The organism is Massilia yuzhufengensis, from assembly GCF_900112225.1.
Lineage (GTDB): Bacteria > Pseudomonadota > Gammaproteobacteria > Burkholderiales > Burkholderiaceae_D > Telluria > Telluria yuzhufengensis.
Genome location: NZ_FOLD01000020.1, coordinates 18,399 through 33,230 on the forward strand (window position 1 = coordinate 18,399; position 14,832 = coordinate 33,230).

Annotated in this window: 15 protein-coding genes; 9 read left to right on the forward strand and 6 right to left on the reverse strand. The window is 66.3% G+C overall.

What is annotated here, in order from left to right:
* Positions 1-11: 11 nt before the first annotated feature.
* The 4 genes from BM031_RS16140 to hmgA form a co-directional block, all read right to left on the reverse strand.
* Positions 12-713, reverse strand: coding sequence for an MBL fold metallo-hydrolase (locus BM031_RS16140; protein ID WP_091875594.1), 702 nt, complete (start codon positions 711-713; stop codon positions 12-14).
* A gap of 86 nt (positions 714-799) precedes the next feature.
* A complete protein-coding gene (locus tag BM031_RS16145; RefSeq protein WP_091875595.1) occupies positions 800-1,603 on the reverse strand; it encodes a TlpA disulfide reductase family protein in 804 nt (267 codons plus the stop codon).
* Positions 1,604-1,607: 4 nt separating this feature from the next.
* Positions 1,608-2,936 carry a hemolysin family protein gene (locus BM031_RS16150; protein ID WP_267873320.1) on the reverse strand — a complete coding sequence of 443 codons (1,329 nt, stop codon included), beginning with the start codon at positions 2,934-2,936 and terminating at the stop codon, positions 1,608-1,610.
* A 104-nt stretch (positions 2,937-3,040) separates the two neighbouring features.
* Entirely contained in the window at positions 3,041-4,336 is a 1,296-nt protein-coding gene (hmgA, locus tag BM031_RS16155; RefSeq protein WP_091875596.1) for a homogentisate 1,2-dioxygenase, read from the reverse strand.
* A 153-nt stretch (positions 4,337-4,489) separates the two neighbouring features.
* Between hmgA and BM031_RS16160 the strand changes: the two genes are divergently transcribed.
* The 4 genes from BM031_RS16160 (at position 4,490) to BM031_RS16175 (ending at position 7,811) form a co-directional block, all read left to right on the forward strand.
* Positions 4,490-5,395, forward strand: coding sequence for a LysR family transcriptional regulator (locus BM031_RS16160; protein WP_091875597.1), 906 nt, complete (start codon positions 4,490-4,492; stop codon positions 5,393-5,395).
* Positions 5,396-5,462: 67 nt separating this feature from the next.
* The gene (gene hppD / locus BM031_RS16165) at positions 5,463-6,548 is read left to right on the forward strand and encodes a 4-hydroxyphenylpyruvate dioxygenase (RefSeq protein ID WP_091875598.1); all 1,086 of its coding nucleotides are present in this window, start codon (positions 5,463-5,465) and stop codon (positions 6,546-6,548) included.
* Positions 6,549-6,733: 185 nt separating this feature from the next.
* A complete protein-coding gene (locus tag BM031_RS16170) occupies positions 6,734-7,081 on the forward strand; it encodes a CidA/LrgA family protein (protein WP_091875599.1) in 348 nt (115 codons plus the stop codon).
* Positions 7,074-7,811, forward strand: a complete 738-nt coding sequence (locus tag BM031_RS16175) for an LrgB family protein (RefSeq protein ID WP_091875600.1) — start codon at positions 7,074-7,076, stop codon at positions 7,809-7,811. Before BM031_RS16170 ends, BM031_RS16175 begins: the two co-directional genes overlap by 8 nt.
* A gap of 19 nt (positions 7,812-7,830) precedes the next feature.
* On the opposite strand, the gene BM031_RS16180 is transcribed toward BM031_RS16175, so the two are convergent.
* The gene (locus BM031_RS16180) at positions 7,831-8,427 is read right to left on the reverse strand and encodes a hemerythrin domain-containing protein (protein ID WP_091875601.1); all 597 of its coding nucleotides are present in this window, start codon (positions 8,425-8,427) and stop codon (positions 7,831-7,833) included.
* Positions 8,428-8,733: 306 nt separating this feature from the next.
* On the opposite strand from BM031_RS16180, the gene BM031_RS16185 reads away from it, so the two are divergent.
* The 4 genes from BM031_RS16185 to BM031_RS16200 all read left to right on the forward strand — a co-directional run bounded on the left by BM031_RS16185 (position 8,734) and on the right by BM031_RS16200 (position 12,200).
* A complete protein-coding gene (locus BM031_RS16185; RefSeq protein WP_091875602.1) occupies positions 8,734-9,759 on the forward strand; it encodes a manganese catalase family protein in 1,026 nt (341 codons plus the stop codon).
* Positions 9,760-9,818: 59 nt separating this feature from the next.
* The gene (locus BM031_RS16190) at positions 9,819-10,742 is read left to right on the forward strand and encodes a ZIP family metal transporter (protein WP_177207786.1); all 924 of its coding nucleotides are present in this window, start codon (positions 9,819-9,821) and stop codon (positions 10,740-10,742) included.
* A 65-nt stretch (positions 10,743-10,807) separates the two neighbouring features.
* Complete coding sequence (locus tag BM031_RS16195) at positions 10,808-11,404, forward strand: TetR/AcrR family transcriptional regulator (protein WP_091875603.1); 597 nt, start codon at positions 10,808-10,810, stop codon at positions 11,402-11,404.
* 97 nt (positions 11,405-11,501) lie between these two features.
* Positions 11,502-12,200 (forward strand): SDR family oxidoreductase, encoded by a 699-nt coding sequence (locus tag BM031_RS16200; protein WP_091875604.1) that lies wholly within the window; start codon positions 11,502-11,504, stop codon positions 12,198-12,200.
* 79 nt (positions 12,201-12,279) lie between these two features.
* Here BM031_RS16200 and BM031_RS16205 read toward each other — a convergent pair whose 3' ends face one another.
* On the reverse strand, positions 12,280-13,623 hold the full coding sequence (locus tag BM031_RS16205; protein WP_091875605.1) for an MFS transporter: 1,344 nt from the start codon (positions 13,621-13,623) through the stop codon (positions 12,280-12,282).
* Between the two features lie 170 nt (positions 13,624-13,793).
* Here BM031_RS16205 and cyoA point away from each other — a divergent pair, with 170 nt between their 5' ends.
* Positions 13,794-14,831, forward strand: coding sequence for a ubiquinol oxidase subunit II (gene cyoA / locus BM031_RS16210; protein ID WP_091875606.1), 1,038 nt, complete (start codon positions 13,794-13,796; stop codon positions 14,829-14,831).
* The last annotated feature ends 1 nt before the right edge of the window (position 14,832 follow it).

A 14,832-nucleotide genomic window follows, 5' to 3' on the forward strand; every position in this document is an offset into this window, starting at 1 on the left:
GTGTGCGCCGCCTATACGCTATGCGCCAGTCCCAGGTTGCGGTTGGCCGGCACCGCCACGTCCATCAGCTTCGGGCGCGGCAGGTCCAGGGCGGACATCAGGGCCACGAATTCAGGCTTGCTGCGCCCGGCCAGGCGGGCGTTGTGGCGCTTTTCCCAGCCGATGCTGGACACCGACTGCCCCTTGTAGTCGTGGCCGGGCCAGACCCGGGTGGCGTCGTCGAGTGCGAACAGCTTGCCGGTGACGCTGTCGTACAGCGCTTCGGCGCTGCCGCCCTGGAAATCGGTGCGCCCGCAGCCGCCGACCAGCAGGGTGTCGCCGGTGAACAGGTTGCCGCGCCACAGGTAGCACATGCTGCCGGCGGTGTGGCCCGGGGTGTGGAGCACGGCGATGTGCTCGTGCTGGCCGAACTCGATCAGGTCGCCGTCTTCGAGCTGCATTTCGGCCGGCGGGATGCCGCAGCCGCTCGGCACGCAGGCCTTGGCCCCGGTGAGCGCGCGCAGCCTGCCGGCCGAAGTGACGTGGTCGGCGTGGGCGTGGGTTTCCAGCACGTGGGTCAGCGTCAGTCCCAGCCGCTCGACATGCGCCAGGTCGCGCTCCCAGTGGCGGTCGACCGGATCGATGATCACCGCATCGCGGTTGTCGGGCGAGGACAGGATGTAGGTGTAGGTGGACGATTCGGCATCGAACAGCTGGATGGGGTTCACTTGCATGGGGGGCTCCTGGGTGCGGCGATGTTTTACCACAGGTGGGGATTCAGGGGAAGCAGAGGGCGCGGGAACCCAAGTTCGTCGCGCAGTCACCGGCCCAATTCCGTCAGCCGCTCCCGCACCGCCGCCTCCGACAACTCCCCCACATGCCTCCCCCGCAGCACCCCGCCCGCATCGTAAAACAGGGTCGTCGGAAACCCCACCACCCCCGTGCGCGCCGCCAGCTGCCGGGCCGGGTCGGTCACCACGTTCTGCATGCGCAGGCCCTGCGCCGCCAGGTAGCGCGCCACCACTGCCGCCGATTCGCCCTGGTTGACGAACACGAAGGCCACGTCCGGCCGCGCCGCCTGCATCGCCCCGAGGGCCGGCATTTCGCGCCGGCAGGGCGGGCACCAGGTGGCCCACAGGTTGACCACCAGCGGCTTGCCCTGGTAGCTGCGCAGCGACACTTCGGTGCCATCCAGGCGCCGCACGCTCATGTCGGGCAGGGGCGCGCCGGGCGGCGCCAGCGCCTGCAGCAGTACGGTGCCGCCCAGCCACACCGCCACGCCCGCGGCGCTGGCCGCCATCAAGGGGCGGCGCAGCGCGGCCTGGCGTCCGGCCAGGCCCGCGCCCACCAGGCAGGCGACCAGCAGGCCGGCCATCGGAGCGAAGCCGCCATCGCGGAAGTCGAGAGCGGACCAGGGCCGGGCGAGGAACAGGTCGTGGTGGCGCAGGACGAAGACCGCGCGCGCGGCGACGAAGCCGGACAGCGTCATCTTCCACAGCAGCGGCCCGGGATCGACGCCGCGGCGGCGGAACCATTCGGCCACGCCGTTCGATACCAGCACGCCGGCCAGCGCCAGCAGCACGGCGGTGGACAGGACCACCGGGCCAATGGTGAGCGCATCCATCGCGTCAGTCCAGTTTCGGTTCGGCGTCGGGCGGCGCGTGGTGCGACACCATGATGCGGTCGATCCGGTTGCCGTCCATGTCCATCACTTCGAAGCGGAAGCCATGCCAGTCGACGAGGTCGGAGGGTTTCGGGATGAAGCCGAGCTGGTACAGGAGGAAGCCGGCCAGCGTGTGGTAGGCGCCTTCGTCCTCGCCGGGGAAGACCGCCGCGCTGCCGAGCAGGTCGCGGAAGCGGTCGAGCGAGACGCCGCCGTCGAGCAGCCAGCTGCCGTCGGCGCGCTGGACGGCGTCGGGGTCGTGCTCCTCGCCGGCCACGGTGACGTCGCCGACCAACGCGCTCATCACGTCGCTGAGGGTAACCATGCCCTGGATGTCGCCGTACTCGTCGACGATCAGGGCCAGTTCGGCGCGGTTTTTCTTGAACATCTCGAGCAGGGCCATCGCGCTCACGGTCTCCGGCACATACAGCAGCTCCTGGATCGCCGCGTCGAGGTCGATGGCCTCGACCGACTTGGTGCGCACCGCCTGGCCGAACAGGTCGCGCGCCATCACGTAGCCGAGCATGTGGGAGCGGTCGCCGCGGCATACCGGGAAGCGGCTGTAGGGATTGGCGGCGATGATCTCGAGGTTGGCGTGGCGGTCTTCGGCCAGGTCGATGATCACCAGGTCCACGCGCGGCGTCATGAGGGACTTCAGGTGCTGGTCGTCCAGGCGCAGGGCGCGCGAGACGATGTCGTATTCGGTCTTCTCGAACACGCCGGTGTCGGCGCCTTCCTTGATGATGCCGGCGATGTCTTCCTCGGTCGGCGCTTCTTCCTTGGCTTCGTGGATGCCCAGCACGCGCACGATCGCGTTGGTGCTCAGGGACAGGAATTTCACGAAGGGCGACATCGTCACCGACAGCAGCCGCAGGGGCTGGGCGATCAGGGTGGCCACCGTTTCCGGGTAGGCCATGGCGATCCGCTTGGGCACCAGTTCGCCGAAGATGATCGAGGCCACCGTGATCACGAGGACCACCACGGCCAGCGCGACTTCGCGCGCATAGGGAGCCAGGACGGGGACGGTCTCGAAGTGGGGCGTCAGGTGGCTCACCAGCGAAGCCTCGCCGAACGCACCGTTGAAAATGCCGATCAGGGTGATCCCGACCTGCACCGTGGAGAGGAAGTGGCTGGGATCGTCGGCCAGCTTGAGGGCGGCGCGCGCGCCCCGGCTGCCGTCTTCGGCGCGCCGTTCCAGGCGCATGCGCTTGGCTGACACCAGCGATAACTCGCTCATGGCGAACACTCCGTTCATCAGGATGAGGAAGGAGATGATCAATATGTCGGTTAACACTGGCGCGCGCGCCTTTCTCGGACTGACCGGGCCGTGGCCGGGCGCCCGGAGAGGGCGCAGGCCACATCATCGCATGCCGCGCGCCCTGAACGCCACACCCGTTGTCAGTCTGGTAAGCGGAAGTGCTTTGCGATGCCGGCCCAGCACTGCTGGTAGTCCGGCTGCAGCTGGGGCGAGGACAGTGCGTAAGGCGTGGGCACGATCACGTGGCGGGTCTCGAACATGAAGGCCATGGTGTCCTGTACCTTGTGCGGGCTGCTGGTGTCGCCCTTGCTGGCCTTGTCGAAGGTGGCGGCGTCCGGACCGTGGCCGCTCATGCAGTTGTGCAGGCTGGCGCCGCCGGGCACGAAACCGTCGGCCTTGGCGTCGTAGGCGCCGTGGATCAGGCCCATGAATTCGCTGGCGACGTTGCGGTGGAACCAGGGCGGGCGGAAGCTGTCTTCGGCCACCAGCCAGCGCGGCGGGAAGATCACGAAGTCGAGGCTCGACACGCCTGCGGTGTCGCTGGGCGCATGCAGCACCAGGAAGATCGACGGGTCCGGGTGGTCGTAGCTGATCGAGCCGATCGCGTTGAAGTGGCGCAGGTCGTATTTATAGGGGGCGTAGTTGCCGTGCCAGGCGACGACGTCGAGCGGCGAGTGGCCGATCGGGGCGCGCCACAGGCCGCCGCAGAACTTGGCCACCAGCTCGAAGTCGCCCTCGAGGTCCTCGTAGCGCGCCACGGGGGTCAGGAAGTCGCGCGGGTTGGCCAGGCCGTTCGAGCCGATCGGGCCCAGGTCGGGGAGCTGGAGCAGGGCGCCGAAGTTCTCGCAGATGTAGCCGCGCGCCTCGCCGTCGGGCAAATCGACGCGAAACCGTACCCCGCGCGGGATCACCGCGATCTCGTGCGGTTCCACGTCGAGCAGCCCCAGTTCGGTGTGGATCGCCAGCCGGCCCTGCTGCGGCACCACCAGCAGCTCGCCGTCGGCGCTGTAGAAGTAGCGTTTCTCCATCGACTTGTTGGCGGCGTACAGGTGGATCGCGCAGCCGCTCATCGTTTCGGGCGCGCCGTTGCCGGCCATGGTCACCCAGCCGGCGATGAAGTCGGTGGGCGCCGTGGGCATCGGCAAGGGGCTCCAGCGCAGTTGGTTGGGCGGCGCCGGCGTATCGAAGCGGCTCACGATGCGCCCGGCGTCGATCGGCGCAAAGCTGCCGTGGACGGCGGCCGGGCGGATCCGGTACAGCCAGGAGCGGCGATTGTGGCTGCGCGGCGCCGTGAAAGCGGTGCCGGAAATCTGCTCGGCATACAGGCCGTGGGCCACGCGCTGGGGCGAATTGCGGTGCTGCGGCAGGGCGCCGGCAATGGCCTCGGTGGCGAATTGGTTGCCGAAACCCGACTGGTAGCCAAGGGGCTGGCTCATGCTTGTCTCCTGAATGTGTGCGTCGCGGCCCTACTCTAGAAGAAAACACCATGTTTTACGAGATGAATAGAAAAATGTAGACTATTCACCATCTAAATACAGCTATGCTCGCGTGCCAGCCGCGCCCACAATGCAAGCCAATTCACGACGCCCATGATCGAACCGCACACCATCGACCTGAACCTGCTGTCGGTTTTCCAGGAAGTCTACCGCGAACGGCAGATTTCCTCGGCCGCGCGGCGCCTGGGGCTGAGCCAGTCGGCGGTGAGCAATGCGCTGGCGCGCTTGCGCCGCGCTTTCGGGGACGAACTGTTCGTGCGCACCGCCACCGGCATGCAGCCTACGCCGCTGGCCACGCAGATGGCCGAGCCGATCGGGGTGGCGATGGCGCAGGTGGCGCTGGCGCTGAACCAGCGCAGCCGCTTCGACCCGGCCAGCAGCCACCGGCGCTTCACGCTGGCGATGACCGACGTGGGCGAGATTTATTTCATGCCGGCGCTGATCGAACGCTGCCGCGTGCTGGCGCCGCTGGTGGAAATCAGCTCGGTGCGGGCGCGGGCGGTGGCGCTGAAAGAGGAAATGGAAGGCGGGCGGGTGGACCTGGCGATCGGCCCTTTCGAGGACATCTCGGAAGCGCTGTACCAGCGCCAGCTGTTCCGCCAGCCCTATGTGACGATGTTCCGCAAGGGCCATCCGCTGGGGAAGGGTGACATGACCTTGGCGCGCTTCGTGCGGGCCGAGCACATGCTGGTCGACTCGACCGAAAGCCCGTACGACCGCATCAACGGTCTGCTGGCGCGCGCCGGGATCGGCCCGGCGGTGCGTTTCCGGGTGCCGCATTTCACCGCGGTGCCCTACATGGTCAGCACCAGCGACCTGGTGGTGACGGTGCCGCAGAAACTGGCCGAGCGCGCGGCCGCGCCGTTCGCGCTGGAATGGATCGCGCCGCCGCTGGAATTGCCGCCACTGCAGACCAATGTGTTCTGGCACCGGCGCTACAACCAGGACCCGGGCAACCAGTGGCTGCGCGGCCTGCTGGCGGACGTATTCGCCGAATGAAGAAAAGACTGTATCGGCCGTGACGAGACACACGGCCGGCCTGACCCACAACATGGAAGGAAGAGAAATGGCAGACCTGTTTGAGAATCCCATGGGCCTGATGGGCTTCGAGTTCGTCGAATTCGCATCGCCCACGCCGGGCGTGCTGGAAGCCGTGTTCGAGCAGCTCGGATTCAGCAAGGTGGCCGTGCACCGTTCCAAGGCGGTGACCCTGTACCGCCAGGGCGCGATCAACTTCATCATCAACAACGAGCCGAAGAGCTACGCCGCCTACTTCGCCGCCGAACACGGCCCGTCGGCCTGCGGCATGGCCTTCCGCGTGAAGGACGCCCACAAAGCCTACGCGCGCGCGCTCGAACTGGGCGCCCAGGCGGTCGAGATCCCGACCGGCCCGATGGAACTGCGCCTGCCGGCCATCAAGGGCATCGGCGGCGCGCCGCTGTACCTGATCGACCGTTTCGAAGACGGCAAGTCGATCTATGACATCGACTTCGAATTCCTGCCCGGCGTCGAACGCAATCCGGCCGGCCACGGCCTGAAGATCATCGACCACCTGACCCACAACGTCTACCGCGGCCGCATGAGCTTCTGGGCCGGCTTCTACGAGAAGCTGTTCAACTTCCGCGAGATCCGCTACTTCGACATCAAGGGCGAATACACGGGCCTGACCTCGAAGGCACTGACCGCGCCGGATGGCATGATCCGCATCCCGCTCAACGAAGAGGGTAAATCGGGCGGCGGCCAGATCGAGGAATTCCTCATGCAGTTCAACGGCGAAGGCATCCAGCACATCGCCTTGCTGTCCGATGACCTGATCAAGACCGTCGACTCGCTGCGCGCAGCGGGGGTGCCCCTGATGAGCGCACCGCCCGAGACCTATTACGAGATGCTGGAGGAGCGCGTGCCGGGACATGGCGAAGACGCGGGCGAATTGAAGGCGCGCGGACTGCTGCTCGATGGCTCGGTCAAGGACGGCAGCCCGCGCCTGCTGCTGCAGATTTTCTCGGAGACGCAACTGGGTCCGGTGTTCTTCGAATTCATCCAGCGCAAGGGCGATGACGGCTTTGGCGAGGGGAATTTCAAGGCGCTGTTCGAATCGATCGAGCGTGATCAGGTGCGGCGCGGGGCGATCGAAGGGGCGGCTGCGGTGTAAAAGTCAAATTGGGCTCCGGCCTTCGCCGGAGCGACGGTCTTTAGGTTAGCGTAGAAATCGTAGCCCTTAGGATCTACACAATAGTGGACCAACGTCGTCCCGGCGCAGGCCGGGACCCAATTCCGTCGAGCACCCGCGAACCTGATCTTTGCTATCCTGAGCTCTTCAACAACAGGAAAGCTCCCATGCTGTCCGCCTTCACCATCCTGCTCCTCTTCCAATGCCTCGGCGAAGGCCTCGTCTTCCTCCTCAAGCTCCCGATCCCCGGCCCGGTCGCCGGCATGCTGCTGCTGATGGCGGCGCTGATCGCCTGGCCGCGCCTGCAGGCGCTGGTGGAGCAGGCCGCCAACACGCTGCTTTCCCACCTGTCCCTGCTGTTCGTCCCCGCCGGCGTGGGCATCATTGCCACAGCAGCCAGCGGCAGCGGCCACTGGTTCGCCATCGCCGCGTCGCTCGTGGCCAGCACCGTACTGGCGCTCGGCGCCACCGGCCTGTTGCTGCGGGGTTTGGACCAGAAGGACAACAATGCCTGAACTGGCCAACTTCACCCAGTTCTGGGTCTACCTGTCCGCGTCGCCGCTGCTGGGGCTGACGATGACCCTGTGCGCCTACCTGCTGGCCCAGCGCCTGTTCGTGCTGGCCAAGGGCTCGCCGCTGGCCAACCCGGTGGCGATCGCGATCGCCCTGGTGGTGCTGGTGCTGTGGCTCTCGGGGATGTCCTACCAGCGCTACTTCGCCGGCGCCCAGTTCGTGCACTTCCTGCTCGGGCCGGCCACGGTGGCCCTGGCCGTGCCGCTGGTGCGCCAGCTGCCGCGGCTACGGCGTGCTTTCCTGCCGCTGGCGCTCGCGCTGGGCGCAGGCTGCATCACCGCCATCGTCTCGGCGGTGGCGATCGCGCTGCTGCTCGGCGCCACGCCGGAACTGGCGGCCTCGCTGGGGCCGAAGTCGGCAACGTCGCCGATCGCCATGGCGGTGTCGGAGCGGCTCGGGGGCATCCCGGCATTCACGGCCGCGCTGGTGGTCTGCACCGGGGTGTTCGGCGCAGTGCTCGGGCCCTGGATCTTCGACCTGCTCCGCATCGCCTCGCCGGCCGCGCGCGGGTTCGCCCTGGGCCTTGCCTCGCACGGCATCGGCACGGCGCGTGCGTTCCAGGCCAGCCCGGACATGGGCGCCTTCGCCGGGCTGGCGATGGGCCTGAACGGCGCGCTTACCGCATTGGTGGCGCCGGTGCTGGTGCCGGCCCTGATGCGCTGGCTGGGCTAGGGACGCGCCAGCCCGGGAGTCAGGCCGGGCTCGACTTCCACGGCTTCTTGGGGCCGAAGGCCTTGGCCGCGAACAGCGCACTGGCCAGCCCCACCACCACGGCGGCGGCGCTGCCCGAGAAGCCCACCGCGTGCTCCTTGGCCAGCTTGCCCGCTTTCGGGCCCACCAGTTCCAGGCGGCGGCGGGTCATCTTCGCACCCATGTCGGTCAGCATGTCGCGGCTGAGCTTTGCTTCGGCGTGGGGCAGCAGCGTGGTTTCTTCATCGGCCACGTGGTGCATCACGTCGCGCATCAGTTCCATCACCAGCTTGTCGTGGCGCGGGTCGGCGCCGCTGGTGCGGCGCAGTTCGTCGATCATGCGGCGCATTTCCATGTGCTCGGGTTCGGCCTTGTGGATGAAGGGCTCGCCCGCGTCGCGCTGGCGCATCACGGGATAGAAGATTTCTTCCTCGAGCGTCGCATGGATTTCCAGTGCATCGCAAATGGTGTCGGCCAGCGCCTTCTTCACGCGCGGCGATTTGTCCTTTTCGTATTGATGGAAGGTCACCATTACGTGCGAATGGTCGAAGCGGATCATGTTGGTGATCGTCGGGCACAGCTTATTCAGGGAAAACATGGTCGGTCTCCTTCGTGGTCAGTTGACCAACATGGTAGCGCCGCTGCTCGGCCTTACTGTAGGCGCGCGCGCCGCGCTGCTGTCAGTCGCGGGCGAACACGCAGCTCGAAATTAGCGACAAGAAAATATTGCCCGGACATTCATTATTTGTCGTTCAATTCCTACAGCCGCACGCGCCAACACCTGATGTCATCGCTAGGCCCGGCTGCCAAGATGAGTACTTGTCGGCTGCCGGCAACAACTGCGGCCGGATGGAGGGCGCCGCCCCGGCGCGCCACACAGACCAATCACTGGAGGTACGTTTTCATGTTTGCACACAATAAGCGCCTGCAATACACGGTCCGCGTCAGCGGCCCGAATCCTGGACTGGCAAACCTGATGCTGGAGCAATTCGGCGGTCCGCAAGGCGAGCTCGCCGCGGCCATGCGTTACTTCACGCAAGCGGTTGCCGAGGACGATCCAGGCCGCAAGGATATGCTGTACGACATCGCCACCGAGGAGCTGAGCCACCTCGAGATCATCGGCCACATCGTCGCGATGCTCAACAAGGGCGCCAAGGGCCGCCTGGCCGAAGCGGTCGACAGCGAAGCGGACATCTACAAGGCCATCACCGGTGCGGGCAACGACAGCCACCTGACCCAGGTCCTGTACGGCGCCGGCGCGCCGCTCACCAATTCTGCCGGGGTGCCGTGGACGGCGGCGTATATCGACTCGATCACCGAACCGACCGCCGATCTGCGCTCGAACATCGCCGCGGAGTCGCGCGCCAAGGTCGTCTACGAGCGCCTGATCGCGCTCACCGACGATCCCGGCGTGAAGGAAGCGCTGGGCTTCCTCATGACGCGCGAAGTGGCGCACCAGAAGTCCTTCGAGAAGGCGCTGTACGCCATCGAGCCGAACTTCCCGCCGGGCAAAATGCCGGCCGATCCGCGCTTCGCAAGCGTCTACTACAACATGTCGCAGGGCCCGGGCGAGATGCGCGGACCGTGGAACCAGGGCGCCGACTGGGACTTCGTCACCGACCGCGAGAAGCAGCAGGCGGTCGACGGCGGCTCGGGCGAAGCCGAAGTGGCGCTGCCGAGCGGCGACATCGACCTGCTCAAGCAGATGGCCATGCGCACCATGTCCGACCCGATGGCCTCGCCGCGCACCGGTGCCGAACTCGGTATGAGCATGCAATCGGCAGGCGGTGGTACGATGGCCGGAAGCACTGGCAGCGCAATGGGCGAACCCACCACGGCGAGCAAGGGCGGGCCGCTGGATGACACCGGCCTGTCCAAGCCATCCGACAAGGGCACTGCCAAGTCGGCCAAGGCCATGAAGAAGAAGTAAAGACATGCCGCGCGCCGCCCGGGTGTCAAGGCGGTGCGCGGCTTTATCCAGGGCATTGCATGAATTTTCGTACTGAAAAAGCACACGGACACCGGCAACTCAACCTGCGCGAATTCTTCCGCACGCTGAGCCAGCGCCGCACGATCATCCTGGCCGTCCTCGGCGTCGGCTTCATTGTCCTGCTTGGCAGCCTGGTCGACCAGATCATCAACGCCAATCCCAAGATGCACCGCGCACTGATCGGTGGCGCAACGGCCGCCGCGGCCACGGCGCTGGGCACCTTGCCGGTTCTGCTGGCACAGAATTTCTCGAAACGCACCTACGACTGCTTCCTGGGCTTCGGCGCCGGCGTCATGCTGGGCGCCACCGCCTTTTCGCTCGTCATTCCCGCGCTGGCGGCTTCGCGCGCGGCCGGCGCCGGCAGCTGGGAAGCCAGCCTGCTGGTGGGGGCCGGGCTCATGGCGGGCGCGGGGGCCATCCTGCTGCTCAGCCGCGCCGTGCATGCGGAAGGCATCCTCGACCAGAGCGACGCCGGCGTGTCGCTGCGCCGGGCCTGGCTGTTCGTGTGGGCGGTGGCGCTGCACAACCTGCCCGAAGGGCTGGCGATCGGCGTCGGCTATGCCGGCATCGACATCGAAAAGGCCAATGCGCTGGCCACCGGTATCTCGATCCAGGACGTACCCGAAGGGCTGGTGGTGGCACTGGCGCTGCGCACGGTTGGCTACAGCCGGCTGACGTCGGTCGGCCTGGGCATTGTATCCGGCCTGATCGAGCCGGTCGCGGCCGCCTTCGGCGTGGCGCTGATCGGCATCGCGGCGGGGCTGCTGCCGGTCGCGCTGGCCGCAGCGGGCGGGGCGATGCTGCTGGTGATCGTCAACGACGTCATTCCCGAATCGCGCCAGAGCGGCAACGGCACCCATGCCAGCATCGCGCTGGTATTCGGCTTCATCCTGATGACGGTACTGGATACGGCGCTGTCTTAAAAAGCCGCTTGACAGGAAAAATATGATGGGCGTAATATGACGTTCATCATATTTAAGGCGCCACCATGTCTACCTCCGTGAAAGCCAGCAAGCGCGAGCAGTCACACCACCGGATCGTCGAAGCCGCCAGCCGTGCCGTGCGCCGGCATGGCTACGCCGGCGTCGGCGTTGCCGAGGTCATGAAGGAAGCTGGCCTCACCCACGGGGGCTTCTATGCCCATTTCGACTCGCGCGACGCGCTGCTGGTGGAGGCCATCGAGCATGCGGGCGCCATCAGCAGCGCCTTGCTCGATGAGCGGATCGCGGCGCGGGCGCGCGACACCGGCAACCCGCTCCAGGCGCTGATCGAGCTCTACCTGTCCGACGAACACCTGGCCAATGCCGAGCACGGCTGCGTCGTGGGCGCGCTGGCCAGCGAGATGCCGCGCCAGGAAGAGGCGGTGCGCCAGGCATCGCTTCAGCGCGTCGACCGCCTGGTGCGGCGGGTGGCGTCGAGCCTGCCCGAATCCAGCGACTCGGGCCTGGCGAGCGTCATCGCCGGCGCCCTGGTCGGCAACCTGCAGCTGGCGCGCGTGCAGGGCGATAACGCCGACGGCAGGGCGGTGCTGGCGACCGCGCGCGCGGCGCTGGCCCGGCTGTTCGCATCAACACCCCATACTTGATGTATCCCCGGCGCACGCCGGTTTCGCTCGCTCCAAAATATGATGATCGTCATATGACAAGAATCATATTTCCACTTGTGCCAGAAAAGGAAATGCCATGAAGATCCAGAACGCTACCGTCCTCGTCACCGGCGCCAACCGCGGCCTGGGCGCCGAATTCGCCCGCCAGGCGCTTGCCGGCGGCGCTAACAAAGTCTACGCTGCGGCCCGCGATCCGGCCACTGTCACGCTGGCGGGCGTGGTCCCGGTCAAGCTGGACGTCACCGACGCCGCCGCAGTCGCCGCGCTGGCCGCGATGCTGGGCGACGTGGACCTGGTGATCAACAACGCCGGCGTTGCCAATACCGGCAACCTGCTGGCGGAGGAGGGCGCCGATGCGCTGCGCTGGATGATGGAAGCCAATGTCTTCGGCATGTACAACACCAGCCGGCACTTCGCGCCTGTGCTCGGGAAGAACGGCGGCGGCGCTTTCGTGAACGTGCTGTCGATCGCGAGCTGGAAGAGCAGCCCGATCCTGGCAGGCTACGCGGTTACCAAGGCCGCTGCCTGGAACCTGAGCAATGGCGTACGCGACGCGCTGCGCGCCCAGGGCACCCAGGTGCTGGGCGTGCACGTCGGCTTCATCGACACCGACCTCACGCGCGGCCTCGATATCCCGAAACTGTCGGTTGCCACCGTGGTGGAACGGGTGTTTGCGGCACTGGAGGCCGGCGCCAGCGAAGTGCTGGTCGACGAGAACACCCAGGCCGTCAAGCAGGGGCTGGTGGCGGAACCACCGCTTTACACGGTCGCCTGAGTCCAGGACGCCAAGAAAAAACGCCCCGGCGCGCAAGGCGGCGGGGCGTTTTTTCGTGTGCGGCGCGTGGCCGCGGGGATCAGTCGCGGATTTCCAGCGCCCGGTTCAGGCTCAGCGCCGCCAGCGAACCGACCGCACCCGAGAGCAGGTACAGGCTCACGTAACCCAGTCCGAAGTGCGCCGACAGGCCCAGTGCAACCAGCGGCGCGAAGGCCGCGCCGACCAGCCATGCCAGGTCCGAGGTCAGGGCCGCGCCGGTATAGCGGTATTGCTGCTTGAAGTTCGCGGTGACCGCGCCGGCCGCCTGGCCGTACGACAGTCCCAGCAGGGTGAAGCCGACCAGGATGAAGATGTTCTGGCCGGTTTCGCCGCCATCCATCAGCGACGGCACGAAGCCCGAGAACAGCGCGATCAGCGCTGCCAGGGTGCCCAGCGTGGTGCGGCGGCCGACCTTGTCGGCGATGAAGCCCGAGGCCAGGATGGCCAGCACCGCCAGCACCGCGCCATACATCTGGATGTGCAGGAACTCATCCATCGGGCGGGTGTCGTACAGCTGGATCCACGACAGCGGGAACACGGTGACCAGGTGGAACAGCGCGTAGCTGGCCAGCGCCGCCAGTGCGCCGATGGCGATGTTGCTGCCTTGCGACTTCACCAGCTCGCCGACCGGCGCCGGGTCGAGTTCGTGGGCGTCGAGCAGGCGCGAATATTCACTGGTCGAGACCAGGCGCAGGCGGGCGAACAGCGCCACCACGTTGATCATGAAGGCGCAGAAGAACGGGAAGCGCCAGCCCCAGACCAGGAAGTCGTCCGAGGTCAGGTTGGTGAGCAGGTAGGCGAACAGGCCGGCGGCGATCAGGAAGCCGATCGGGGCGGCCAGCTGGCCCAGCATGGCGTACCAGCCGCGCTTGCCCTCCGGCGCCGACAGGGCCAGCAGCGACGGCAGCCCGTCCCACGAGCCGCCCTGGGCCACGCCCTGGCCGATGCGCATCAGCGACAGCAGCACCACCGAGGTCATGCCGATCTGGCCATAGGTCGGCAGGAAGGAGATCACGACCGTCGACGTGCCCATGAGGAAGAGGGCGATGGTGAGCTTGATTTCGCGGCTGTAGCGTTTCTGGATCTCCATGAACAGCACGGTGCCAATCGGGCGCGCGATGAATGCAAAAGCAAATACAGTGAATGAATACAGCGTTGCTTCCAGCCTGTCTGCCCAGGGAAAGAACACCGCCGGGAAGACCAGCACCGAAGCGATGGCGTAGACGAAGAATTCGAAGTATTCCGAAGCCCGGCCGATGATCACGCCGACGGCGATGTCGCCTGGGTGGATTTCGCCATCGCGGGCGTTGATGTTGCGGGCCCCGCTGGCAGGGTGGGTGATGGGTGCGGCGCCTGGGCCGCCGTAGGTCGTGTTGCTTTGCATGTGTTCGTCTCCCGAAGCCTGTTGCCTGATTCCTGATATCTGCTGTACTACGGCCTGTTCTTGCAGTAATTGCAATATAGCAAGGGTGGGACAAAGTGTCCAATGGTTGCCGTAGGCCTTAATCGGTACAGTAGCATGTTCTTATTCCCATGTAACGTTAGATACCTAGCATGATTCCTAAAATTGTCCGCCGCGGACTCCCTTTACTGCTGCTTGCGCTGCTGTCCGGCTGCAACACGGTCGTAATGAATCCCAACGGCGATATAGCAAGACAGCAGGCCGACCTGATCACCGTCTCGGTCCTGCTGATGTTGATCATCATCGTCCCGGTGATGCTCCTGACCGTCTTTTTCGCCTGGCGCTACCGCAAGGGTAATACCGAAGCGAAGTACGAGCCGGACTGGGACCACTCGACCAAGCTCGAGCTGGTGATCTGGGGCGCGCCGCTCCTGATCATCATCGTGCTGGGCCTGATCACCTGGGTCTCGACCCACAAGCTGGACCCCTACCGCCCGCTCGACCGCATCGACGCCAACCGCCCGATCGCCGCGTCGACCAAGCCGCTCGAGGTGCAGGTCGTGGCGCTGGACTGGAAATGGCTGTTCATCTATCCGGAGCAGGGCATCGCTTCGGTGAACGAACTGGTGACGCCGATCGACACCCCGATCCGCTTCAAGATCACCGCCTCGACCGTGATGAACGCCTTCTACATCCCGACCCTGGCCGGCATGATCTACGCGATGCCGAGCATGGAGACCACCCTGAACGCCGTGCTGAACAAGAGCGGCGACTACGAAGGCCGGTCGACCAACTTCAGCGGCGAAGGCTTCTCGCACATGACCTTCGGCTACAAGGGCGTCAGCGCCGCCGAGTTCGACGCCTGGGTGCAGAAGATGAAGGCCACCCCTGGCGCACTGAACCGCGCCGGCTACCTGGAACTGGAAAAGCCGACCGTGCGCGAGCCGGTCCGCCACTACGGCAACGTGGAAGCGGCGCTGTTCACCCGCATCCTGAACCGTTGCGTGGCCGACGGCAGCGTCTGCATGAACCAGCAGATGGCCGACGACCACAAGCGTGCGCAAGTCGCCGCCGCCGTCAAGCAACTGCCAAAAGCCAATCCCGCCCAGCTGGCGGAACTGGAAATGTGCGTGACGCCGGCAGCCGGCGGCGTGCCCGGCAGCATCCCTAACAATATTGTGAAGAAGTAAT

Excerpts from the sequence above, each read along its gene's own strand:
- BM031_RS16140 (WP_091875594.1), bottom strand. The coding sequence starts at position 713 with ATGCAAGTGAACCCCATCCAGCTGTTCGATGCCGAATCGTCCACCTAC.
- BM031_RS16145 (WP_091875595.1), bottom strand. The coding sequence starts at position 1,603 with ATGGATGCGCTCACCATTGGCCCGGTGGTCCTGTCCACCGCCGTGCTG.
- hmgA (WP_091875596.1), bottom strand. The coding sequence starts at position 4,336 with ATGAGCCAGCCCCTTGGCTACCAGTCGGGTTTCGGCAACCAATTCGCC.
- BM031_RS16160 (WP_091875597.1), top strand. The coding sequence starts at position 4,490 with ATGATCGAACCGCACACCATCGACCTGAACCTGCTGTCGGTTTTCCAG.
- hppD (WP_091875598.1), top strand. The coding sequence starts at position 5,463 with ATGGCAGACCTGTTTGAGAATCCCATGGGCCTGATGGGCTTCGAGTTC.
- BM031_RS16170 (WP_091875599.1), top strand. The coding sequence starts at position 6,734 with ATGCTGTCCGCCTTCACCATCCTGCTCCTCTTCCAATGCCTCGGCGAA.
- BM031_RS16175 (WP_091875600.1), top strand. The coding sequence starts at position 7,074 with ATGCCTGAACTGGCCAACTTCACCCAGTTCTGGGTCTACCTGTCCGCG.
- BM031_RS16180 (WP_091875601.1), bottom strand. The coding sequence starts at position 8,427 with ATGTTTTCCCTGAATAAGCTGTGCCCGACGATCACCAACATGATCCGC.
- BM031_RS16185 (WP_091875602.1), top strand. The coding sequence starts at position 8,734 with ATGTTTGCACACAATAAGCGCCTGCAATACACGGTCCGCGTCAGCGGC.
- BM031_RS16190 (WP_177207786.1), top strand. The coding sequence starts at position 9,819 with ATGAATTTTCGTACTGAAAAAGCACACGGACACCGGCAACTCAACCTG.
- BM031_RS16195 (WP_091875603.1), top strand. The coding sequence starts at position 10,808 with ATGTCTACCTCCGTGAAAGCCAGCAAGCGCGAGCAGTCACACCACCGG.
- BM031_RS16200 (WP_091875604.1), top strand. The coding sequence starts at position 11,502 with ATGAAGATCCAGAACGCTACCGTCCTCGTCACCGGCGCCAACCGCGGC.
- BM031_RS16205 (WP_091875605.1), bottom strand. The coding sequence starts at position 13,623 with ATGCAAAGCAACACGACCTACGGCGGCCCAGGCGCCGCACCCATCACC.
- cyoA (WP_091875606.1), top strand. The coding sequence starts at position 13,794 with ATGATTCCTAAAATTGTCCGCCGCGGACTCCCTTTACTGCTGCTTGCG.